A 21,748-nucleotide genomic window follows, 5' to 3' on the forward strand; every position below is an offset into this window, starting at 1 on the left:
GCGCACGTTTGCCACCCTGATTTCCCGAAACGTCATCTGACAAGCACCGACACTGTGGCGGCATCCCAGGGCATCCCATGCCGCACGATGACGCGTCAACGTCCGACGCCTTCTCAACGCTTCAGTTCCGGTCCATGTCCCAATAGCATTGGGTCATGGCAGTTTTCATCGTCGAAACCCATTATGATCCCGCCCATTCCGAGGAGCGCATGGCCGCGCGCCCGGCCCATCTGGAGAACCTTGATGTCATGCGCGAACGTGGCCAGCTCGTCAATGCCGGCCCGTTGGCTGACGGCAGCGGAGCGGTGCTTATCTACACCGTGCCTGACCGCGATGCTCTCGATCATTTGCTGGAGGCTGACCCCTACCCCAAGACGGCTGTCCAGGTGACCTCAGTGCGCGAGTGGAAGCCGAATTACCACCACCACGTCTGACACGGCTGCCAACCTGGCTGGCGGTCGAGATTGACGGGATGAAGGTTGAAACGCGTGGTGTCATGGAGTCATGACGTCACCTCTGCTGTTCCAGCCCCTCACTCTCCGTGGCCTGACAGTTCGCAACCGCGCCTGGCTACCACCGATGTGCCAGTACGCGGTGGATTCTCACGACGGGATCCCGGGCACCTGGCATCTCATCCATTACGGGTCCTTTGCCGCTGGTGGCTTCGGCCTCATCGTCGCCGAGGCCACCGCGGTCAGCCCCGAAGGCCGCATCAGCCCTGCTGACACCGGGTTGTGGAATGACGACCAAGTGGCTGCCTGGCGCACCGTCACTGATGCCGTCCACGAGCTTGGTGGCAAGATCGCCGTGCAGCTCGGTCACGCCGGCCGGAAGGCCTCCACCGAGAAGTGGTGGCCGGGATTCCATGGCAGCGTGGTACCCCCTGAGCAGGGCGGCTGGATTCCCGTCGGTCCGACCACCGCCCCTGCTGACGGCAAGCAGTACGTCGGCCTGCCCGTCAACGCCCTTGACGAGAACGGCATCGAGAAGGTCGTCGACCACTTCCGCGCCGCCGCCGCGCGTGCTGTGGACGCTGGATTCGACGCCGTCGAACTTCACAGCGCCCACGGTTACCTGCTGCACCAGTTTTTCTCGCCGCTGTCCAACACCCGCACCGACGGTTGGGGCGGTGACTTCGACGGACGTGTTCGCCTGCCGTTGGAGGTCGCGAAGGCTGTGCGTGGGGCCATTCCTGAAGACATGCCCTTGCTGGCGCGCCTGTCGGTCACTGACTGGCGGGACGACGGCTGGCAGGTGAAGGACTCCGTCGAACTGTCGCGGCGCTTCGCGAAAGCCGGGGTCGATCTGCTCGACGCCTCCTCAGGAGGCAATTCGTCGGCCCCCATCCCCGTCGCCCCGGCCTACCAGGCTGACCTGGCGGCTCGGGTGCGCGCCGAGGCGGATATTCCCACAGCCACCGTCGGCATGATCTGGACCCCACAGCTGGCCGAGGAGCTGCTCCAGAAGGGCAGTGCCGACGCCATCATGATCGGACGGGCAGCTCTGCGGGACACCAACTGGCCATTGCGCGCCGCCCACGAGTTGGGAGTTCCCAACGAGGACGCCCCGTGGCATCCGGCGAGATTCCGGGGAGCGTGGCGCTGAGGACGTCGGGAGTTTCAGCGTTTCTGACGCTCGACGAAGCCCGGTGACGGCGGCGTGTTCGGTGTCATGAATCCGCCGGCCGTCAGGGGGCCGTCATGGTGTGCGTCCGTGAGACGTCCAACACGCTCAATGCCCCTACATCTTGTGTTGACTCTTATTGATCAGCGTTCATATAGTGGCGAGTGCACGTGGTTCCCGTGTTCGCACGGGCCAAGAGGGAATCCGGTGAGAATCCGGAGCTGCCCCGCAGCGGTGTACGAGAACGACCGCCGTCATCATGCACTGTGCTTCGGCATGGGAAGCGACGGCCAGTAGGCAACAAGTGCTCGTGAGTCCGAAGACCTGCCAGGTGTGGTCCCGCAACCGCGGGGCCCGGTTCGCGATCTCGCGGGAAGTGTCGCAGCGTTCATGGGGACCAGTGTCCCCGCCGCATTCCGCCCGGTCGCGTGCCTACGGCATCGCACGGAGGAATTGCAATGAGCGCCGACCCCATCTCGACCATCCGCGTCCGCAAGCGCGACGGATCCCTGGCCCCCTACGACGGCAACGAAGTCGCTGCATCCATCATTGACTCAGCCCGTGGGCTCGACGACGCCGTTGCCCGGGCAACCCTGCTGCAGGCCGAGGTGGAGATCACCCTGTTCGACGGGATCACCACCGACGCCCTGGACGAGGCCGTCATCCAGGTGGCTCTGGGCAATGCCAAGGACGACCCCGCCTTCGACACCATTGCTAGCCGAATCGCCGTCAAGAAGCTGTACAAGGAGGTGTTCGGCGACACCCACGACGGTCTCGGTGACGCCGGCCCCGAGCGGGTGCGAGACCTCCATCATGCCTGCTTCCCGCGCACGATCGACAAACTCGTCGCCGACGGCCACCTCGACGAGCGACTGGGGCGGCTCTTCGACCTCGACGCCCTCGCCACGGCCCTTGATCCCATCCGTGACGACCTCATCGGCTTCACCGGCGTGCGCACCATGGTCAACCGTTACCTGTTGCGTACCCCCGACCAGCGAGCGTTGGAAGTACCGCAGTACTTCTGGATGCGCGTGGCGATGGGGCTCAGCCTCACCGAGGACGATCCCACCTCCTCTGCCCTCGCCCTCTACGACTCGATGAGTAACCTGCGTCATCTCGCGGCTGGATCCACCCTTGTCAACGCGGGCACCCCGGCTGGTCAGCTGTCCAACTGCTTCGTCATGCGCACCGAGGACGATTTGGAGCACATCGCCCGGACGATCCGTGACGTCATGTGGATCACCAAGGGCACCGGCGGCATCGGGCTGTCGATGTCCGACCTGCGCTGCGAGGGGTCACCTATTCGCTCCGACAACACTGCGTCGACCGGTCCGATCCCCTTCATGCACACCATCGACTCGACGCTGCGGGCCGTCTCCCGCGGAGGCAAAAAGCTCGGCGCACTGTGCTTCTACATGGAGAACTGGCACATGGACTTCCCGCAGTTCCTCGATCTGCGGCAGAACTCCGGTGACCCGTACCGGCGGACCCGCACCGCCGACACCGCGGTGTGGATCTCCGACGAGTTCATGAAACGCGTCGCCAAGGACGAGGACTGGTACCTCTTCGACCCCGCCGAGACCCCCGATCTCACCGAGCTCACCGGGTCGGCCTTCTCGAAGCGTTACGCCCACTACATCGCCGAGGCCGAGGCCGGCCACATCAAGCGTTTCCACCGCACCACGGCCCGCGAACAGTTCCGAGCCATCCTGGTGAGTCTGCAGACGACATCCCACCCGTGGTTGACGTGGAAGGACAGCGTCAATACCCGCGCGTTGAACAGCAACACCGGGACGATCCACTCCTCGAATCTGTGCACCGAGATCTGCCTGCCCCAGGACCGCGACCACACCTCGGTGTGCAACCTGGCTTCGGTCAACCTCGCCGGACACCTCGTCGGGCCGCGCGGGAAACGTCGCATCGACTGGAACCAACTGGCCGCCACCACTCGGCTGGCGGTGCGCCACCTCGACAACCTCGTCGACATCACCGCTTCGGCGGTGCCTCAGGCCGAGCGATCCAACGTGGAGAACCGGGCCATCGGCCTGGGCGTCATGGGGCTGACGGACATGCTCGAGCAGGTGCGGATTCCTTACGACTCCCCCGAGGCCTGCGAGATCGTCGACCGGGTCATTGAATTCATCAGCTGGCACGCCATCGACACCTCCGCTGATCTGGCCACCGAGCGTGGCTCGTACCCGATGTTCGCAGGATCCGGCTGGTCGAAGGGGATGGTCCCGGTCGACACCCTGGCTCTCCTGGAGCGCGACCGTGGCATTCCCGTTGACGTCGACCGAGTGACGAGGATGGACTGGGACGGGCTGCGTACCAAGGTGAGTCACGGGATGCGCAACGCCACTCTGATGGCCATCGCCCCGACCGCGTCGATCGGCCTGGTCGCTGGCACGACGCCGGGTCTGGACCCGCAGTTCTCCCAGATGTTCTCCCGAGCCACCTCGGCCGGGAAGTTCCTCGAGGTCAACCGCAACCTGGTGGCCGACCTCAAGGACCTCGGGCTGTGGGAGAAGGTGCGCGAGGAATTGCTGCGCCGTCAGGGGGATCCCAGCGAGATCAAGGCCATCCCGGCATCTCTGCGACGTCTGTACCGCACCTCCTTCACCCTGGATCCAATGGCCTACCTCAACGTGGCCGCCAGGGCGCAGAAGTGGGTGGACCAGGCCATCAGCCGCAACATCTACCTGGCCTCCCGGTCGGTCGGTGACATGGAGGACCTCTACACCGCAGCATGGCGGATGGGCGTCAAGACGACCTACTACCTCCACATGCTGCCCCGTCACACCGCCGAGCAGTCAACGGTGGCGGTCAACAAGGCTGCCGGACATCGCAACGGTCCTCGTCGTGGGTTCGCCACCGCAGCACGACGTGACACCAGCACCACGACCATCGAAAAGCCCCTGACCGAGGCACTCGACGCCGAACCCGTCGTGGCCCTCGATCTCGTCGACGGCACCTCCTGCCCGGTGGACCCCCAGGAACGCCTGCAGTGCGAGTCTTGCCAGTGACCGACGACCGTTCCCCCCACTGAATGCGAGAACACCATGATCCTTGGATCCGGAATCCACGAAGGGCTGCTGCTCAAGCCCGTCATCTACCCGTGGGCCTACGACCTCTACAACCAGGCCGTGGCGAACACGTGGTTCCCCAACGAGATCCAGCTCGATGAGGACCTCGCCGACTTCAGCCGGATGACTCCTGATGAGCACCATGCCTTAACCCACCTCATGAGCTACTTCAACCCCAACGAGCTGCTGGTCAACAAGGCGTTGGCCTTCGGGGTCTACCCCTACGTCAATGCGGCCGAGTGCCACCTCTACCTGGCCAAGCAGATGTGGGAGGAGGCCAACCACTGCATGGCATTCGAGTATGTCCTCGAGACCTTCCCGATCGACCGCGACGAGGCCTACCGCTCCCACGTCCACGTCCCGTCGATGGCCCGCAAGGAGTCCTTCGAGGTGGCCTTCATCAAGCGGATGACCGAGCAGACCCTCGACATCACCACTGTCGAGGGCAAGCAGGACTTCGTGCGCAACCTGGTGGCTTACAACATCATTCTCGAAGGCATCTGGTTCTACTCCGGGTTCATGGTCGCGCTGTCCTTCCGACAGCGAAACCTGCTGCGCAATTTCGGCTCCCTCATCGACTGGGTGGTCCGCGACGAGTCCCTCCACCTGAAATTCGGCATGAACCTCATCCTGACGGTGTTGGAGGAGAACCCGGAGGTCGCCACCGAGGAGTTCGCGACCGAGATCCACGACATGATCGTCGAGGGGGTGTCCATGGAGGAGCAGTACAACCGCGACATGCTCCCCCGCGGCATCCTCGGAATGAATGCTGATTACGTCAATGACTACGTCAAGTACCTGGCAGATCGTCGTCTGGAGGAGCTCGGGTTCGAGCCGGAGTACCGCGTCGCCAACCCGGCGAAATGGATGGCCACGGCCAATGACACCCTCCAGCTGGTCAATTTCTTCGAGGCCACCAACACCTCCTACGAGGTCAATGCCCACGCCACCGGTGGTCGGTGAGATTGGGAGCGGACCCCGATCTTCGACGAGTCCTCGTTCGTGGGGTATTCGTCACCCCGATGGTGAGCGTGCATGAAGTCGCCATGGCATGCACGCGGATGATGTCAGCCCCAAAATATGCTTTGGGGCTGACATCATCCCTTGTTAGGGTCCTATGACGTGGACGAACTCTTCAGCCCTCCCGGAGGCGAATGGCATCCGGTCTCCCCGAAATTCGTGACCGTCAAGAGGCTCATGGTCTGTCTGACCTGGGGCATCCTGACGGTCGCCCTCGCCGTCGTGCTGGGGATCTTCGTCACCTGGTGGGCCGGTGTCATCGCGGCGGTCGTCGGCCTGGCCTTCACCGGATGGCGATTCTCGCGGATGCCAGCCGTCGTCGCAGCCATGGGCTGGTGCGAACGCGGAAGCGACCTGTGCATCCGTTCCGGGCCGTGGTTCCGTCACATGGTCATCGTTCCCTACGGCAGAATGCAGGCCGTTGAAATCAAGGCTGGCCCCGTCGACCGCCACTGGGGCGTGGCCTCGGTGGAACTGGTCACCGCTGCCATGGCGACCAACGCCTCGCTTGACGGTTTGCCAGCCGGGGAAGCCCAGGCCCTGCGCGACCGAATCACGGAGATGGCCGAGGAGAAGGACGCGGCCCTGTGACCCCGCAGGAACGACCCCTCGACGGGGATCGACGCGACATCACCATTCCGCCCGCCCCGGTAATCGAGCAACCCCAGCCCGAACCCGAGAGAACGCTGGAGAGACGCCCCCATTGGGCAACCCCGCTGGTGCGTGGCTGGATGGTCATCGCAGCCGCAGCCTTCATCCTGTTCAAGCAGTTGCTCGAGGACGGCAAGGACCTGCGGTCATTGTCCGTCCGCGAACTGGGAATCGGCGGAAGCATCATCGTCGTCGTGGCGATCCTGCAGGTCATTGTGGGAGCCTTCGTGTGGGCGACCACGAGGTTCCACATCGACGAGGACGAGGTGCGCATCGAGCACCGCTTCATCACCCACGAATCCGACCGGCTGGCCTTGTCCAAGATTCAGGGAATCGACGTCGTCCAGCCCTTTGCCGCCCGGATCGTCGGTCTGGCAAGCCTCAACATCGACGTCGGCGCATCCAACTCCAAGAAGATCGAGTTCCTGAAACGCGGCGAGGCCTATGAGTTGCGCGACCTGCTCATCTCGCGGGCACGCCACGAGATCGCTCAGTCTCATACTGATGCGGTAGGTGACGGCGTCGGATCTCAATGGTGGGACCAGCGCCGCGACGAGCACGAAATCGTCAACGTCACCGCCAAGCGAGCCCTCATCGCCGGGTTCTTGTCAATGACCTTCGTGTTCCAAGTACTGGCTCTCATCGCGTCGATCGTTTTCAGCGTCGTCGATCATCAGCCTCTCGGCATTGCCGCCATCCTTGCGTTGCTGCTGTCCATGGTCGGTGTGGTGTGGAAGCAGCTCGACGCCGCGTGGAAGTTCCGTCTGCTGAGGTCGGCAGGTGCGCTCAAAGCTGTCCACGGTCTCACCAGCCTGACGACGCGCACTGTTCCGGTACGCAGGGTGCAGGCAGTGGAGGTGTCTACTCCGCTGCTGTGGCGTCCACTCGGAGTCTCTCGTATCACAATGACGGTGCTCGGCGGTGCCGGGCTGTCGGATGTCGAACAGTCAACGGTTCTGCTGCCCATTGGTGACCACGAGCAGGTTCGCGCCGCCCTCGACGCACTGTGGCCGGGGTTTCGGCTGTATTCGGTGCGCCTCAACGGCATTCCGAAACGTGCCCGGTGGTTCCGCTGGTTTGACCGGAAGGTCCTTGCCTGGGGGTTTGACGACGAGGTCGTCGTGACCCGAAAGGGGCTGTTCAACCGCACCCTGAGCATCGTCCCGCATGCCCGATCGCAGTCAGTACGGCTGGCACAGGGGCCGCTGCAGCGTCGACTGGGCCTCGCTGACGTCTACGTGCACACCTCGTCGGGTCCGGTGACGGTGTCGTGTTCCCACCTCGACGCCTCTGATGCCCGGACCTTCGTCATGGGGCAGATGGACCGCACCCGTGCCGCACGCGCTCGAGAGCTGTCCCCGACGGAGCACCCGGCGACCGCACCTGCTGTCTCCTCCGACGAACCCATCGGTGCAAGGTCGCCCGACATCCCGGCTCGACCCCACGGCGTCAGAACGGACTCCACCGCCAATACCGCTCACGGTCAATAGCCATCTGCCCTCTGCGCCACCACTCCTCCCACTGGCAACCACTACGCTTGTCAACCATGAACAACGTGCTGGGAATTGACGTTGGCGGCTCCGGGATCAAGGGAGCCCCGGTTGACCTCGACATCGGAGACTTTGCCGAACCGCGACTTCGCATCCCCACCCCTGGTAAGTCGTCCCCGAAGAACGTCGTCGCCGTGCTGCGCGAGATCGTCGACAACTTCGCCCCCACCATTGGCGACGGACCGGTTGGCATCTCCTTCCCCGCCCCGGCACGCCACGGCGTCATCCCCTTCATCTCCAACCTCGACCAGGGGTGGGCCGGCCTGCACGCCGAGGACTACATCAGTGAGGCCCTCGGCCGCCCCGTGACCGTCCTCAACGACGCAGACGCCGCTGGCCTGGGTGAGGTCCACTACGGTGCAGCCAAGGGTGTCCCGGGCGTCGTCATCCTCACCACCCTGGGCACTGGCATCGGGTCTGCTGTCATCAACAATGGCATCCTGCTGCCGAACACCGAGCTCGGCCATCTCGAGATCGACGGCCATGACGCCGAGAAGCGCGCCGCCTCCTCGGTCAAGGACCGCAAGAAGATGTCCTACAAGGATTGGGCGACCAAGCGCCTGCAGCGTTACTACGAGGTCGTCGAGATGCTCTTCTCCCCCGACCTCTTCGTCGTCGGAGGTGGCGTTTCCAAGGATCACGAGAAGTTCTTCAAGTACCTCAAGTTGGAGACCCCGATCGTCCCGGCCCAGCTGTTCAACCGGGCTGGCATCATCGGCGCGGCCTGGCAGGCTCAGTGGCGCTTGGAGCACCCCGATGTCACCGAGGAGGCTGTCGTCGAGGCTGCCAAAGAGGCCAATGACGACGACTGAGGTCTCAGTAATCCTGCATCACAGCCACGATCGCCTATCCGGAAAGGATGGGCGATCGTTGTGTCTCCTGGCACCGATACAGTCAAACCCGTGTACCACTCGCTTTTGGTACCACAGCACGATGTCTGATGACCCGCACCTTTGGCAGGGTGGATGCCATACCGGTCATCGCCCCCATGACAAGGAAGGACATCATGACCCACCAACAGCTCATGCTTGGTCTCATTGCCATCGCCATTCTCGTGGTCCTCCTTATCCCTACCCTCATCATCAAAACTCGCAAGGAGCGCAAGTCGTTAAGCCTCACAGGGAGCGCAGGTGAGTCCAGGCCGGCAACACGGGGGCGGCGATTCTGCGCCCTGCTCATCGATGCGCTGTGCGTGGGCGCCCTCAACGGGATCGGATGGGGCCTCTTCGTGGCCGGCACCGCGCTGTACGAGCTCAGCGATATCGCTCACAAGCCGGCCATCGAGTCGGCCACCAAACCGATCGGCACCGCACTCCTCCTGGCCATCAGTATCGGTTACGCCATCGTCTCGTTGGTAGGACGCTTCGGTTTCTCACCGGGAACCGACTCCATGCATCTCGCGTGGGTTGACGCGGATGGGCACCCGTCTGGACGAGTTCACACCTCCGTCATCGGTGCGGCCTTCATCCTCTCGGTTCTCGGCAAGACATGGGTTGGCATGTTCGCGTCGATCGGCATCATCATCCTGTTCCTTGAGGCCGTCTCGGTGCTGTGGGACGAGCGGGGCATCATAGCCAAGGTCATGCATCTTCATCTCGTCGACACGAAGGCCACCACGACACGCGCGCAATAATGTCGTGACACAGTGATCACCCGCCTCAGATTGAGACGGGCGATCACTCATTTCCGGCCGTCGCCGGGGTACCTGCACCGTTTCAGCCCTGACGAGCCTTCATCCGCGGGGTCTTCTTGTTGATGACATAAACGCGGCCACGGCGGCGCACCACCTGGGAGCCGGGCTGATTCTTGAGGGCTCGCAAGGAGTTCCTGACCTTCATAATCTTCCTGTTCGTCGTACTCGAGTATTTCTGAGACTGGTTCTCATTACCATATCAGCCTCATCAACTCGAGCCTTAGGCCATAACCCATGTCGGACTCGGTTTTCGTCCCGCAGGAGGATGCGCGACGACACCTCGACCTGCAATATTGACCATCGCTCATCATCGGAAGGCCCCATGCTCGAAAAATCACTCATCTCGGTGCTCATTGGCGTAGGCATCAGCGTCGTCGCGTTCGTCCCCGTGCTCATCCACCAGTTCAGGCGCTTCGGCGCACCCTCTCTCGGACGGATGGTGCTGATCTTCACCAACTTCGTGTATGTCAGCGCGCTCATCGCCTACACGATCTTCCCAGTGCCGCCACTGTCCGATGAATACTGCGCATCCCATCCGCGTCACTTCATCCTCGATCCCACCGAGTACTTCCGTGACATGGCCCACCACTTCGCCGGTGCACCCGTCATGGAGGTGCTCACCAGCTCCTCGATGATGCAAATGGTGCTCAACGTCGCCCTCTTCCTTCCACTGGGCTTCTACGCAGTCCGACTGCTCCGGATGCGCCCCTGGAGCGCGGTGCTGTTCGGCTTCGGAACCTCCCTAGTCATCGAGCTCACCCAGTACACCGGAAACTGGTTCATATCCAACTGCCAATACCGCGTCGCTGACATCAACGACCTCATCACCAACACCCTTGGCGGCATCTTCGGCGTCCTCACCACGACTTTTGCCCCACACTTCTCGCAAACCCCCGAGAAGATGGAGAAGCAAGCCGACAAGTCGCGCGCAGTCACCAAAGGACGGCGGTTCCTCGCCCTCCTCATTGACGTCTGGTGGGTCGTCCTCATCGACATCGCAGCCATGGGCATCACAGCCGCGATCGGCATGGTCCTGCTCTACAACAACCCCGAGAACAAGACTGCCGCCGAAGACGCCATGGAAACCTGCGGGACACCGCTTCTCGCGGCTCTCAACCTCGTCTACGTCATCATTGCCATGGCTGGACGCCTCGGCGTCTCTCCCGGGATGGGGACGGCCCACCTGGCCTGGACCACACCCCGTGGACTACCCGCAGGCCGACGTCACAGCCTCGTCATCGGTGTGGCCTTCATGTGCTCCCAGCTCGCCAACACCAGATTCAGCATCCTGGCGACTATCGGAACAACCGTCCTGGTCGTCGAGGCCATCTCGGTGTTGTTTACTGCGCGTGGCCTGATCGGAAAGATCATGAGACTCAACCTCGTCGACGCCCGAACCATCGAGGAACGTCCATAATTGTCACGAGTGCCGCAGACATCCACGTCTGCGGCACTCGTGCGTGAACTGATCAGTGAAGCTCGACGTCTCCGGGTGAGTCAGAGACGATCGCCGTCCCACAGGTGCCGTCAACAAGCCCGCGAATGTCCTCAAGGGAGCCAATGACGGCACGCTTTCCGGTAGCCAGGGCGAAATTGCAGGCTGCCCGTACCTTCGGCCCCATCGACCCCGCCGCAAACCTCGCATTCAGGGCGTCCTCAGCGCGCATCTCCTTGATGAACGCCTGATCGGGGGTGCCCCAGTTCTCGTAGACGCCGTCAACGTCGGTGGCAATGACGAGCAGATCAGCCTCAGCTCGTACCGCCAACTCAGCCGAAGCCAAGTCTTTGTCGATGACAGCCTCAACGCCGTGAAGGTTGCCCTGTTCATCGAACACGCAGGGAATGCCACCGCCACCAGCACACACGACGAGGACACCGGAATCGACCAGCTGACGGATGGCCTTCTGCTCGACAATGTTGCGCGGCTGCGGGGAGGCCACCACCCGGCGGAAATACTCACCGTCAGCGGCGATGGACCACCCCTTCTCGGCTGCCAACTTTTCGGCAGTCTCCTTGTCGTAGACCGGACCGATCGGTTTGGTGGGGTTGTCGAAGGCTGGATCATCGGCGTCGACGACCGTCATCGTGATCATGGTGACGATCTGTTGCTCCTTGGGCATGACATTGCCGAGCTCCTGCTCGATCATGTAACCGATCATGGCCTGGGACTCTGCGCCCAGCACGTCCAACGGATAGATGCCGACTTCCTGGTAGGCCGTCGACTGCAAGGCCAGCAGCCCCACCTGGGGGCCGTTGCCGTGAGCCACGACGACCTCATGGTCGACGGCGACCTCCTTGATCCGCTCAGCCGCAATCCTCACATTGGCGCGCTGATTCTCTGCCGTCATGGGTTGACCACGTCGCAGCAGAGCATTGCCGCCCAATGCAACCAAGATTCTCATGGGTTCTTCCTCCCGTCCCACCGTCAAGCCAGGGAGGCGACCATGACCGCTTTGATGGTGTGCATGCGGTTCTCCGCCTGGTCAAAGGCGATGCACGCCGGGGACTCGAAGACCGACTCGGTGACCTCGATGCCATTGGCCAGCTGCGGGTAGGTCTCAGCGATCTCGGCACCCACCGTCGTCTCACTGTTGTGGAATGCCGGCAGACAGTGCATGACCTTGACGCGTGGGTTGTTGGCAGCCGCGACGAGGTCATCGTTGATCTGGAACGGCATGAGGGTGTCAACCCTCTCCCCCCAACTCTCCACCGGCTCGCCCATCGACACCCACACATCGGTGTGAATAAAGTCCACGTCACGGACGGCTTCCTCAGCAGATGCCGTGACGAGCACCTTGCCACCGGACTCCTCAGCCCACTCCTGGCACTGCTCGACGAGTTCCGAGTCAGGCTGCAGACCCTCCGGGGCTCCGATCCTGACGTCCATGCCGAGCTTGGCGCCCAGCAACAAAAGGGAACGGCCCATGTTGTTGCGGCCGTCACCGACGTAGGCGAACTTGATCTGATGGAAGGGCTTGTGAGCGTGCTCCAGCATGGTCAGGGCGTCGGCGAGCATCTGAGTGGGGTGGAACTCGTCGGTCAGGCCGTTGAAGACGGGGACGCCAGCGTACTCGGCCAACTCCTCCACGACGGATTGGTGGAATCCGCGGTACTCGATGCCGTCATACATGCGTCCCAGCACTCGGGCAGTGTCCTTCATGGACTCCTTGTGACCGATGTGGGATCCGCTCGGGCCGAGGTACGTCACATGCGCACCCTGATCATGGGCCGCCACCTCGAACGCACACCGAGTCCGCGTCGACGCCTTCTCGAAGATCAAAGCGATGTTCTTCCCCTCGAGCATGGGCTGCTCGGTCCCGGAGTATTTGGCCTCTTTGAGCTGCGCAGCGAGTCGGACAAGGAATTCGATCTCTTCGGTGCTGTGATGTGCCAGCGACAACAAATGACGACTCTTCAAATTGAATGCCACGACAATCCATCCTTTCCCAAACTTGTCTGAGCGGTAATTCGTCCAGACGCTGACATTGTGTTGATGCTCAGTCTAAGCCTCAATCCGATCGCGCCACGGGCAGGAGTACAAAACTCCCCAACAGTCATTATTGAGTCCGTTCCTGGGTGGGATCGAACGGCGGGACGAATGAACCACCTCCACACGCATTGGACTGCCCCGGGTTTTGATCAACTCGGTCCCGGCCAGCCAACCCACAACCGGTCCGGCGCCACCGAGACACACGGGCGGCCAATCTCTGTCATAGTTCGGGCAGGTCTCGTAATATAATCCGCACCGCCCGGGCCCTCAGCTCAGCGGGATAGCGCTCGTTCGTATTGCCTGCCATGACTCCAACCTTCCGAAAGCTCAGAATCTCCGGACATCCCGGGGCGATTCATAGACCGTTAGTCATTGTCGGGGCGAGCGAAGAACACTCCCTCCGCTGTGGTACGGATGACCCGCGCCGCCCGCACAAAATCCGGATACGAATCATATGCGTCCCGCGGCGCATAGTTCACCGCCGATAAAATAGAACCGTCTAGAAGCCTCGGCCCCAAGTCCGCCCTCCCGCAGTTGACATACTCAGGCGAAAAAATGCGACAGGCCATCTCTGTCATCATCATGGCCACATCCTCATCGTCCTCGTCCACGACGCCCGGTAAGCTTCCCATTGCCACAAGGCGAAACAGGTCCTCCCGCTCCGCATAAGTATCCAAGTCGAGGTGAACGTTGAGATCACCCCGCGGGGCCCAGATAGAGGCGAAGCCTCCTTCGGCCACGAGACGTCGGACCAACTCTTGCTCAATAGCCACTGGTGTGGCCAACACTGCCCGCTTCGAGTCTGCAGTGAATCGCCATTCGCTCAACTCAGGATAAAGACTACCCACCTGGTTACACCAGGCAACCACACGTGCAGCGATCTCCTCCATTCTCGGAGAAGATAGCTGCCACGCACACCTCAATGACCACATCACACATCATCTCCTGTTCACACAAACGAAACTACCGAATACAAGGGACATGACTGATCTTAATCTTCGCAGGACCCAGCCGACGCACCTCTGAAACAGCCCTGTCTTCGGTAAATATCCACCTGAGATAACGACTTCTCACGGTCGAATCATGAGGAACTTTTCGCAGCCGAGCAGCGAGCAGGGACGGTCACCGCGCCGAAACGATGATTGTCGCAATGGCCTCTGTGGGCTCAAGACAGGTCGAGGCCCTCACTCCGCGAGTACTTGTTAGTCATTGTCGGGGCGAGCGAAGAACACTCCCTCCGCTGTCGTGCGTATGACCCGCGCCGCCCGCACAAAATCCGGATACGAATCATATCTGCCGCGCCGCGCATAGTTCACCGCTGACACAAGAGCACGGCCGTCAAGCATCAACTCCAATTCCTCTTTCCCGCAGTTGACATACTCAGGCGAAAAAATACGACAGACCATCTCCGCCATCGCCATGGCCACACCCTCATCATCCTCGTCCACGGCACCCGGTAAGCTCCCCATTGCCACAAAGCGAAACAAATTCTTCCGCTTGTCATAATCATCCGCGCTGACGTCCACGCTGAGATCACCCTGCGGGGCCCAGATAGAGGCCAAGCCCCCGTCGGCCACGAGACGTCGGACCAACTCGTGCTCGGTCACCACTGGTGTGGCCAACGCCGCCCGCTTCGAACCTGCAGTAAATCGCCATTCACTCAACCCAGGATAAAAACCACCCACCTGGCTACACCACTCAACCACACGCGCAGCAACATCCTCCATCTCCCACGAAGACGGCCGCCAACCACACCTCAATGACCACATCACACATCATCTCCTGCTCACAACAACGAAACTACCGAATACAAGGCACATGACTGATATTAATCTTCGCAGAAATGATCTCACGCGCCTCCCGAGCAGCCTCTTCTTCGGCAAATATCCAATGGATGGGCGTTGACCCCGCCGCCTTTAGCTGGCGCCGGGCCGTTTCCCTGAGCTGTTTAGCAGCCGTACTCCACTTCGCGGGTATTAGGTTCGCATATCCGAGCCCCTTGGCATCAAGGAGTTCTCCATTCTGGAAACCGTCAAACTCGACACCATTGACATAGTAGTGCCCCGTGTTTGAAGTTGTTGGACGGTTGGCTTTGGTGAGGATTTCGTTGGCGGTTTTGGTCCAGACGAAGGGGTGGCAGCGGTCGTTCCAGCCGTTGACGAAGGCCCGGATCTTCGCGTTGAGGTCCTTGACCGACGGGAACACTCCGCGGCGGATGGCTTGCTTGTCGATGATCCCGAACCAGACCTCGACCAGGTTCAGCCATGAGCCGCTGGTGGGGGTGAAGTGGACGTGGATCCGCGGGTTGGCGGCGAGCCAGTCACGGACCTCGACGCGTTTGTGGGTGGCGTAGTTGTCCATCACCAAGTGCAGCTGCTGGTCGGGATAGGCACGGGCGACTTGCTTCAAGAACGCCAGGAACTCTTGGTGTCGGTGGCGGGGTTTGCAGGCACCGGTCACGTGCCCGGTGGCGATGTCCAACGCCGCGAACAAGGTGGTCGTGCCGTGGCGCACGTAGTCATGGGTGCGACGCTCGATCTGGGTGGGCTGCATCGGCAAGGTCTTCTGGGTGCGGTCCAGGGCCTGGATCTGGGACTTCTCGTCCACGCACAACACCACAGCATTCTCCGGTGGCGCCAGATAGAGCCCGACGACGTCGGTGACCTTGGCCACCAACTCAGGGTCAGTGGAGAACTTGAACGTGCCGCTGCGCCACGGCTGGACCCCGTATTCGCGCCATGCACGGGCGATCGTCGCATTCCCCACCCCCAGATGAGCAGCGAGCAGCCGGCTCGACCAGTGCGTCACCCCGTACTTCTTCGGCGGGGGCTTCAATGTCGTGGCCACGATCTGGCGGTGGTCCAGCTGCCGGGGCCTGCCCGAGCGGGGCGCATCGGCCAACCCGGCCATGCCCCGCTCGCCATAACGACGCCGCCAGGCCAGCACCGTGTTCTTCGACACCTGTAGCTGCTCGGCGATCCGGTCGTTCGCAACGCCGTCCGCGGCAGCGAGCACGATCCTGGCCCGCAGCACCGCACCCGCCTCCGCCGTTCGCGACCGCGTCAACGACTCCAGACGCTCACGATCACCCACACGAAGACCCAACGCCGGGGCAGGAGAATTGGCCATGACCGATTCTCCCAAACCACAACCATTCAAGAACTAACGACACGCCGCAGTAGCCTTCAGGCCGACCCGTGATCTGCAACTCATAGGCTCGAGCATTCGCACTGCCGTGATTCTTCGATGGCCCCCACTCCCCAGGCCCACCGAGACCACAACCGGTAGCGGTTCCGTTGTGTGCTAGGACCCAGCTGCTGTCGGCGGCTACGTAGTAGTCGTGCAGGTCTTTGACTGTGACGTTGTAGACCGTGGCGATCTCGCCGGTGGCCTGGATCGACACGACCGTCACGAGACTACCAGTCTCGTCGTAGAGCTGGTCGCCGGCACGTAGATCCTGGGCCTCGACCCAGCCCTTACCCTCGACGTAGAACGGGTGCACGGCGGTGGTGGTCACCGTGCCCGACTCAGTCGTCACCTGCCAGGTCGCGACCTGGTCATGAATGTAGGTGTCAGTGACCTCACCGGGCTCAGCCTGGCCCGTTTCCGGGTTGTACGCGGCGACCATGTCACCGGCAACAACATCTTCGATGTTCTTCGAGGTGCCATCAGCCATCAACACCTGGGTACCGGCCACGAAACAGCCGTGCCGGGACACATCGGTCACCGTGGACAGGGCACCCGCGCCACCACCCACCAGGCCCCCACCAGCAGCACCGACCGCCACAGCCTTCAAACCGCCACGCAGGGTATGGGGGCCAGGGCCGGCCCAGTAGGCCCCAGCCTGGCCGATACCACCGTCGATAGCACCTTCCGTCAGACCAGAAACCACGTTCTTACCCAGACACGTCGCCGCCTTACCGGCGGCCCACTTGCCAGCTGCAGCCCCCAACCCGCCACCGACCAGGCCGGCAGCACCCGAGACCGCAACCTCGCCCCACGTGACAGACCCCGTGGTAGCTTTCTGCGCGATCGTGTCGATACCAGCACCCAGCAAGACACCGCCCAGCGGCCCGCCCACACCCGTGGCCATGAGCACACCACCGGCAGCAACCATCGCGCCACCAGCAACGTATTCCCAGTTGTTCTTCAACCAGCCACCAGCAGCATCGGCAGCCTTGGCCAACGGAGACCGGGCCGCATCGCGATAACCCTTAAGATCTTCATCAGTGAGCGGGCGAAGCCCTAACGGGTCAGAAAAATTAACCGGATCATTACCGGCAAACGCATACGGATTACCCGACCAGCCGGCACCAGCCACACCCGGCAACGGATCAGTCGACAAAAACCCACGCGTGGCCGGATCATAGACACGCGCCTGCATCCACTCCATGCCCTGGACCAGCAACGACCCCTGAGCAGACACCCCCACGTTCGTCGCGACCGCCCACGGATCCATCGGGTTGCCGCCGTGGTCACGCGCCGACCACTGCGGCGGAAGCCACGAGGCGTCAGGGCCATCGACCATGCCAGTGATACCAGCCTCGGTAACCACCGAGCGCGCCCCGTACTGGACCAGCGTCGGCATGAACGACGACGAGTCCCACCACACGCTGTCCTGATCGACGCGAGCAAGCTCACCCAGCGCGTCGACCCACAGCCGCTGTGTCTGCGCGGCGACCTTGTCGCCGTCATGGTTGATCTGCGTGATCGAATCCAAAGTCCGCCCTTGACAAGGCCCAGCAGGAACTCGAGGAGTTGCGTGCCCAGTTGGAGAAGATCTCTCGCGACATCTTCACTGCTGGCGGCAGCGCCTGAGCGACGCACCTCACGCTACTCGGCGTCGGCGGCCCGCTGGACCGTCGACGCCTTTTGTTATTGCCCATCATCGGCCCTTGGACCGCCTGTACGTCTGGCGCCAATCACGGATGGACACGTGCTCTGCCGTACAAGGAGTTCCAAGCCCGACGATGAGATGGACCTTGCGTAGCTGAGCCCTCACACTACCCCCTGGGAACAGTGTGAGGGCTCAACTCCTATGCGCGACTTGATCGAGTATGCCCACCCAATACTGCGGGCGTTATCCACCATTGCACTCGCAATATCGACCCGCGGATTCTCGCGCCTATGAGCTGCAGATCGCAGGCCGGGCTGACGGCTGCTGAGGCGGCGCGTCGGTTGGTTCCTATGAAGATTAAGATCAGTCATATCCTTGTATTCGATAATCACGTTTCCGTGAAAAGGAGATGATCTTTGATGTGGTCACTAGAGTGTGCTTGGCGGCCATCTTCTCCGGGGATGGAGGATGTTGCTGCGCGCGTGGTTGAGTGGTGTAGCCAGGTGGGTGGTTTTTATCCTGAGTTGAGCGAATGGCGATTCACCGCAGACTCGAAACGGGCGGCGTTAGCCACACAATTGGCTACCGAGCATGAGTTGGTCCGAAGTCTCGTGGCCGACGGGGGTATCGCCTCTATCTGGGCCCCGCAGGGTCATCTCCGCGTGGACGTCAGCGCGGATGAGTACGCCAAGCAGAAGAATTTGTTTCGCCTTGTGGCAATGGGGAGATCACCGGCCAATGTGGACGAGAATGATGAGGATGTGGCCATGATGATGACAGAGATGGCCTGTCGCATTTTTTCGCCTGAGTATGTCAACTGCGGGAACGCGAAAGCGGAGCCGATGATTGACGACGATGCTCTTGTGTCAGCGGTGAACTATGCGCGTCGAGACATATATGATTCGTATCCAGATTTTGTGCGGGCGGCGCGGGTCATACGTACCACAGCGGAGGGAGTGTTCTTCGCTCGCCCCGAGGAGGACTAGCAGGTACTCGCGGATTGAGGGCCTCGACACCCTCATCTGTGAAAAGCCCATATACCGCGCAATACATACCTTTTCCCACCGCACCGCAAACGTGAATGCCGCGGCCACAATGGGCCGCGGCATTCACATCGTCAGAACGTACAATGATCACATTCGGTCGGGAGCGTCAATACCCAACAAGTCCAGACCGCGCCCCAAGACTCGACGGGTGGCGGCGCACAGAGCCAGGCGGGACCCGCGCACCTCACCGGTACTACGAAGCACCGGACACTGCTCGTAGAAGACTGAATAGGCGCCAGCCAGCTCGTAGAGGTAGGTGCACAACTTGTGCGGGGTCAGGTCGTTGGCGACGACCTCGACAACCTCACCGAAGCGCGACAACAGCAGGGCCAGCTGCTGCTCGGCCGGCTCGTCGAGAACGCTGATGCGACCCCACACCATGGACTCCAGGTCGGCCTCGGGGTCGACGTTCGGGTTCGCCTCGGCAGCCGCCTTGCGCAGGATCTGGGAGACGCGGGCGTGGGCGTACTGCAAGTACGGGCCGGTATCACCAGTGGTCTGCACCATACGCTCGGCGTCGAACACGTAGTCCTTCTGCAACCCGGTCGACAAGTCGGCGTACTTGATGGCGGCCAAGGCGATATTCGGCGCAGCGTGGGTCTCAGCCTCGTCGAGCAGACTGGCCAGGCTGACCGTTCCCCCGTCGCGAGTCTTGAACGGACGACCGTCGGGGCCAAGAACCATCCCGTAGCCAACGTGCTGGGCCTCGACATCGTCGGGCAGGAACTCAGCCATCCGAGCGACCTTGAACAGCACCTCGAAGTGGTGGCTCTGACGGACGTCGGTGACGTAGATGATGCGATCGGCCTTGAGCTTGCCGACCCGGCGACGGATGGCCGCAAGGTCGGTGGCGTCGTAACCAAAACCGCCGTCGTTCTTTCGGACGATCATCGGGGCGTCCTGGCCCTCGACGAAAACGCACAGGGCACCGTTGTCCTCGACAGCCAGGCCGTCGGCCTCAAGCTCGTCGACGACCCTCGGCAGGTCGTCGTTGTAGGTGGATTCACCGGCGAGGTCCTCGTCAGTTAGCAACACCGACAGGCGGGCGTAGTTGACGTTGAACCCTTCTAGAGAAACGTCAATGAGGGTGCGCCAGATGCGCAGGGTCTCCTCGTCGCCACTCTGCAGCTTGACGACACGACGACGGGCGCGGTCGGCAAACTCCGGGTCGGCGTCGAAGGTCTTCTTGGAGTCCTTGTAGAGCTGCTCGACCTCGGGCAGGTCGAACTCGGAGACGTCCATCCGGTTCTCGACGATGTACTCGACGAGCATGCCGAACTGGGTGCCCCAGTCACCCAGGTGGTTCTGCGGGATGACGGTGTGGCCCTGAGAGCTGAGCACCCGGTTGAAGCAGTCACCAATGATGGTCGAACGCAGGTGACCGACGTGCATCTGCTTGGCGACGTTGGGGGCCGAGTAATCAATGACGACGCGCTGCGGCTGCTCAACCTGGGCAATACCGACGTCAGGGTCGGTGATGAGATCGGATGCGACGCGGGCCAGCACGTCGGAACGCAGACGCAGGTTGATGAACCCCGGGCCGGCAATGTCAGGGGTCTCGCACAGGTCCTCGACATCGAGCTTGGCGACGATATCGGCAGCGACGTCGCGAGGCGGGCGTCCTTCCTCCTTGGCCAGCCGCAGTGCGACGTTGGACTGGAAATGCCCGAACTGTGGCTTCGTAGCGGGGCGCAACTGAGGATCAGTGCCGGTGACGGCCTGGATCCGGGCAGCGAGCTGAGTAGGAAGAGACGACATAGCGCTATTCTCCCACGGCGTCGATCAGCTTCTCCACCCGGCGCGAGGCGGCTTGGAGAGGGGTCAGCATGGGCGGTGGCGCCGGGGAACAGATGAGACGGTTCCTACGTTGTCCCTGGTGACCAAGCACGCGAGCACCGAATCGCAAGGAGGATCATGAGCGTTCCCACCATCACCCTCAACGACGGAATTACCATCCCCCAGCTCGGCTTCGGCACCTGGCAGGTTCCCGCCGACGAGGCTGAAAAGGCTGTCAGCACCGCCCTGGAGGCCGGTTTCCGTCACATCGACACTGCCGCCATCTACGGCAACGAGGAGGGGGTTGGTCGTGCTCTCGCCGCCTCTGGCCTGGATCGCAAGGACCTCTTCGTCACTACCAAGCTGTGGAATGACGCCCACCACGCCGACGACGCCCGCAAGGCCATCGAGACCAGCCTGTCCAAGCTCGGCCTCGATCACGTCGATCTGTACCTCATCCACTGGCCGGCCAACGTCAAGTACGGTGACGCCTACGTGGAAGCCTGGAATGCCCTGCAGGAGTTCAAGTCCGAGGGACTGACCCGTTCCATCGGCGTCTCCAACTTCAAGACCGAGCACCTGGACGCCATCGAGGGAGCCACCCCGAGCGTCGACCAGATCGAGATGCACCCGTCCTTCAACCAGGCGAGCTTCCGCAAGGTGCTAGCTGACCGCGGCATCAACCCAGAGGCGTGGAGCCCGCTCGGCCAGTCGAAGGACCTCGACACCCCGGTGCTCGCCGACATCTCCAGGGCGACCGGTAAGTCCCCGGCTCAGGTCGTCATCCGATGGCACCTGCAGATCGGCAACATCGTGTTCCCGAAGTCGGTGACCCCGTCGCGCATCGTCGAGAACTTCGACGTCTTCGACTTCGAGCTGTCTGACGATCAGATCGCCGCGATCGACGGTCTGGATCGTGGCAACCGCATTGGCGGGGACCCGGCTACCGCCGATTTCTGATCCGCCACGACGCGAAGCA

17 protein-coding genes, 5 pseudogenes and 1 riboswitch are annotated in these 21,748 nt (G+C 62.2%); of the genes and pseudogenes, 13 read left to right on the top strand and 9 right to left on the bottom strand.

Annotation, left to right across the window (positions count from 1 at the left end):
- Positions 1 to 155 precede the first annotated feature (155 nt).
- The 10 genes and pseudogenes from AC6I1W_RS01095 (at position 156) to AC6I1W_RS01140 (ending at position 9,560) form a co-directional block, all read left to right on the top strand.
- Complete coding sequence (locus AC6I1W_RS01095) at positions 156 to 434, top strand: YciI family protein (protein WP_021107969.1); 279 nt, start codon at positions 156 to 158, stop codon at positions 432 to 434.
- A gap of 70 nt (positions 435 to 504) precedes the next feature.
- Positions 505 to 1,605: an NADH:flavin oxidoreductase/NADH oxidase gene (locus AC6I1W_RS01100; RefSeq protein ID WP_284950582.1), complete on the top strand. Its 1,101-nt coding sequence runs from the start codon at positions 505 to 507 to the stop codon at positions 1,603 to 1,605.
- A gap of 172 nt (positions 1,606 to 1,777) precedes the next feature.
- Positions 1,778 to 1,969: riboswitch (cobalamin riboswitch) on the top strand.
- A gap of 112 nt (positions 1,970 to 2,081) precedes the next feature.
- Positions 2,082 to 4,646 (top strand): ribonucleoside-diphosphate reductase subunit alpha, encoded by a 2,565-nt coding sequence (locus tag AC6I1W_RS01105; RefSeq protein WP_493536910.1) that lies wholly within the window; start codon positions 2,082 to 2,084, stop codon positions 4,644 to 4,646.
- Positions 4,647 to 4,682: 36 nt separating this feature from the next.
- Complete coding sequence (locus AC6I1W_RS01110) at positions 4,683 to 5,669, top strand: ribonucleotide-diphosphate reductase subunit beta (RefSeq protein ID WP_016666287.1); 987 nt, start codon at positions 4,683 to 4,685, stop codon at positions 5,667 to 5,669.
- A gap of 279 nt (positions 5,670 to 5,948) precedes the next feature.
- Positions 5,949 to 6,317: a PH domain-containing protein gene (locus AC6I1W_RS01115; protein ID WP_489687021.1), complete on the top strand. Its 369-nt coding sequence runs from the start codon at positions 5,949 to 5,951 to the stop codon at positions 6,315 to 6,317.
- Between the two features lie 140 nt (positions 6,318 to 6,457).
- A pseudogene (locus AC6I1W_RS01120) lies at positions 6,458 to 7,120 on the top strand (PH domain-containing protein); the annotation flags it as partial.
- 162 nt (positions 7,121 to 7,282) lie between these two features.
- Positions 7,283 to 7,459: pseudogene (locus AC6I1W_RS01125) on the top strand (PH domain-containing protein); the annotation flags it as partial.
- 39 nt (positions 7,460 to 7,498) lie between these two features.
- Positions 7,499 to 7,867, top strand: a pseudogene (locus AC6I1W_RS01130) (PH domain-containing protein); the annotation flags it as partial.
- Positions 7,864 to 8,739, top strand: coding sequence for a polyphosphate--glucose phosphotransferase (gene ppgK, locus AC6I1W_RS01135; RefSeq protein WP_419762710.1), 876 nt, complete (start codon positions 7,864 to 7,866; stop codon positions 8,737 to 8,739). The pseudogene AC6I1W_RS01130 and the gene ppgK, both read left to right, overlap by 4 nt.
- 194 nt (positions 8,740 to 8,933) lie before the next feature.
- Positions 8,934 to 9,560, top strand: coding sequence for an RDD family protein (locus AC6I1W_RS01140; RefSeq protein ID WP_284950596.1), 627 nt, complete (start codon positions 8,934 to 8,936; stop codon positions 9,558 to 9,560).
- Between the two features lie 82 nt (positions 9,561 to 9,642).
- On the opposite strand, the gene ykgO is transcribed toward AC6I1W_RS01140, so the two are convergent.
- A complete protein-coding gene (gene ykgO, locus AC6I1W_RS01145) occupies positions 9,643 to 9,765 on the bottom strand; it encodes a type B 50S ribosomal protein L36 (RefSeq protein ID WP_065673399.1) in 123 nt (40 codons plus the stop codon).
- Positions 9,766 to 9,942: 177 nt separating this feature from the next.
- On the opposite strand from ykgO, the gene AC6I1W_RS01150 reads away from it, so the two are divergent.
- The gene (locus tag AC6I1W_RS01150; protein ID WP_493536911.1) at positions 9,943 to 11,037 is read left to right on the top strand and encodes a VanZ family protein; all 1,095 of its coding nucleotides are present in this window, start codon (positions 9,943 to 9,945) and stop codon (positions 11,035 to 11,037) included.
- A 52-nt stretch (positions 11,038 to 11,089) separates the two neighbouring features.
- Here the strand turns inward: AC6I1W_RS01150 and arcC are convergent, their stop codons facing one another.
- The 7 genes and pseudogenes from arcC to AC6I1W_RS01185 form a co-directional block, all read right to left on the bottom strand.
- On the bottom strand, positions 11,090 to 12,022 hold the full coding sequence (arcC, locus tag AC6I1W_RS01155) for a carbamate kinase (RefSeq protein ID WP_493536912.1): 933 nt from the start codon (positions 12,020 to 12,022) through the stop codon (positions 11,090 to 11,092).
- A gap of 23 nt (positions 12,023 to 12,045) precedes the next feature.
- Entirely contained in the window at positions 12,046 to 13,050 is a 1,005-nt protein-coding gene (locus tag AC6I1W_RS01160; RefSeq protein WP_117189735.1) for an ornithine carbamoyltransferase, read from the bottom strand.
- Between the two features lie 425 nt (positions 13,051 to 13,475).
- The gene (locus tag AC6I1W_RS01165) at positions 13,476 to 14,000 is read right to left on the bottom strand and encodes a hypothetical protein (RefSeq protein ID WP_237726232.1); all 525 of its coding nucleotides are present in this window, start codon (positions 13,998 to 14,000) and stop codon (positions 13,476 to 13,478) included.
- A 312-nt stretch (positions 14,001 to 14,312) separates the two neighbouring features.
- Entirely contained in the window at positions 14,313 to 14,837 is a 525-nt protein-coding gene (locus tag AC6I1W_RS01170; protein ID WP_497743512.1) for a hypothetical protein, read from the bottom strand.
- 73 nt (positions 14,838 to 14,910) lie between these two features.
- Positions 14,911 to 15,156 (bottom strand): annotated as a pseudogene (locus AC6I1W_RS01175) (Tox-REase-5 domain-containing protein); the annotation flags it as partial.
- Positions 15,157 to 15,183: 27 nt separating this feature from the next.
- Positions 15,184 to 16,239 (bottom strand): annotated as a pseudogene (locus tag AC6I1W_RS01180) (IS630 family transposase); the annotation flags it as partial.
- Entirely contained in the window at positions 16,196 to 17,830 is a 1,635-nt protein-coding gene (locus tag AC6I1W_RS01185; protein WP_497743513.1) for a polymorphic toxin-type HINT domain-containing protein, read from the bottom strand. The gene AC6I1W_RS01185 and the pseudogene AC6I1W_RS01180, both read right to left, overlap by 44 nt.
- Before the next feature lie 578 nt (positions 17,831 to 18,408).
- Here AC6I1W_RS01185 and AC6I1W_RS01190 point away from each other — a divergent pair.
- Positions 18,409 to 18,933 (top strand): hypothetical protein, encoded by a 525-nt coding sequence (locus tag AC6I1W_RS01190; protein WP_231128465.1) that lies wholly within the window; start codon positions 18,409 to 18,411, stop codon positions 18,931 to 18,933.
- 147 nt (positions 18,934 to 19,080) lie between these two features.
- On the opposite strand, the gene argS is transcribed toward AC6I1W_RS01190, so the two are convergent.
- Positions 19,081 to 20,751, bottom strand: a complete 1,671-nt coding sequence (argS, locus tag AC6I1W_RS01195) for an arginine--tRNA ligase (RefSeq protein WP_462553551.1) — start codon at positions 20,749 to 20,751, stop codon at positions 19,081 to 19,083.
- A gap of 156 nt (positions 20,752 to 20,907) precedes the next feature.
- On the opposite strand from argS, the gene AC6I1W_RS01200 reads away from it, so the two are divergent.
- Positions 20,908 to 21,729 carry an aldo/keto reductase gene (locus AC6I1W_RS01200; protein ID WP_004809545.1) on the top strand — a complete coding sequence of 274 codons (822 nt, stop codon included), beginning with the start codon at positions 20,908 to 20,910 and terminating at the stop codon, positions 21,727 to 21,729.
- Positions 21,730 to 21,748: the final 19 nt, after the last annotated feature.

Source organism: Cutibacterium sp. KB22876 (assembly GCF_059728865.1).

What these genes read in the sequence shown, in the direction of transcription:
- AC6I1W_RS01095 (WP_021107969.1), top strand. Translation starts at nt 156, where the DNA reads ATGGCAGTTTTCATCGTCGAAACCCATTATGATCCCGCCCATTCCGAG.
- AC6I1W_RS01100 (WP_284950582.1), top strand. Translation starts at nt 505, where the DNA reads ATGACGTCACCTCTGCTGTTCCAGCCCCTCACTCTCCGTGGCCTGACA.
- AC6I1W_RS01150 (WP_493536911.1), top strand. Translation starts at nt 9,943, where the DNA reads ATGCTCGAAAAATCACTCATCTCGGTGCTCATTGGCGTAGGCATCAGC.
- AC6I1W_RS01110 (WP_016666287.1), top strand. Translation starts at nt 4,683, where the DNA reads ATGATCCTTGGATCCGGAATCCACGAAGGGCTGCTGCTCAAGCCCGTC.
- AC6I1W_RS01170 (WP_497743512.1), bottom strand. Translation starts at nt 14,837, where the DNA reads ATGGAGGATGTTGCTGCGCGTGTGGTTGAGTGGTGTAGCCAGGTGGGT.
- AC6I1W_RS01140 (WP_284950596.1), top strand. Translation starts at nt 8,934, where the DNA reads ATGACCCACCAACAGCTCATGCTTGGTCTCATTGCCATCGCCATTCTC.
- AC6I1W_RS01190 (WP_231128465.1), top strand. Translation starts at nt 18,409, where the DNA reads ATGGAGGATGTTGCTGCGCGCGTGGTTGAGTGGTGTAGCCAGGTGGGT.
- ykgO (WP_065673399.1), bottom strand. Translation starts at nt 9,765, where the DNA reads ATGAAGGTCAGGAACTCCTTGCGAGCCCTCAAGAATCAGCCCGGCTCC.
- argS (WP_462553551.1), bottom strand. Translation starts at nt 20,751, where the DNA reads ATGTCGTCTCTTCCTACTCAGCTCGCTGCCCGGATCCAGGCCGTCACC.
- AC6I1W_RS01105 (WP_493536910.1), top strand. Translation starts at nt 2,082, where the DNA reads ATGAGCGCCGACCCCATCTCGACCATCCGCGTCCGCAAGCGCGACGGA.
- arcC (WP_493536912.1), bottom strand. Translation starts at nt 12,022, where the DNA reads ATGAGAATCTTGGTTGCATTGGGCGGCAATGCTCTGCTGCGACGTGGT.
- AC6I1W_RS01200 (WP_004809545.1), top strand. Translation starts at nt 20,908, where the DNA reads ATGAGCGTTCCCACCATCACCCTCAACGACGGAATTACCATCCCCCAG.
- AC6I1W_RS01165 (WP_237726232.1), bottom strand. Translation starts at nt 14,000, where the DNA reads ATGGAGGAGATCGCTGCACGTGTGGTTGCCTGGTGTAACCAGGTGGGT.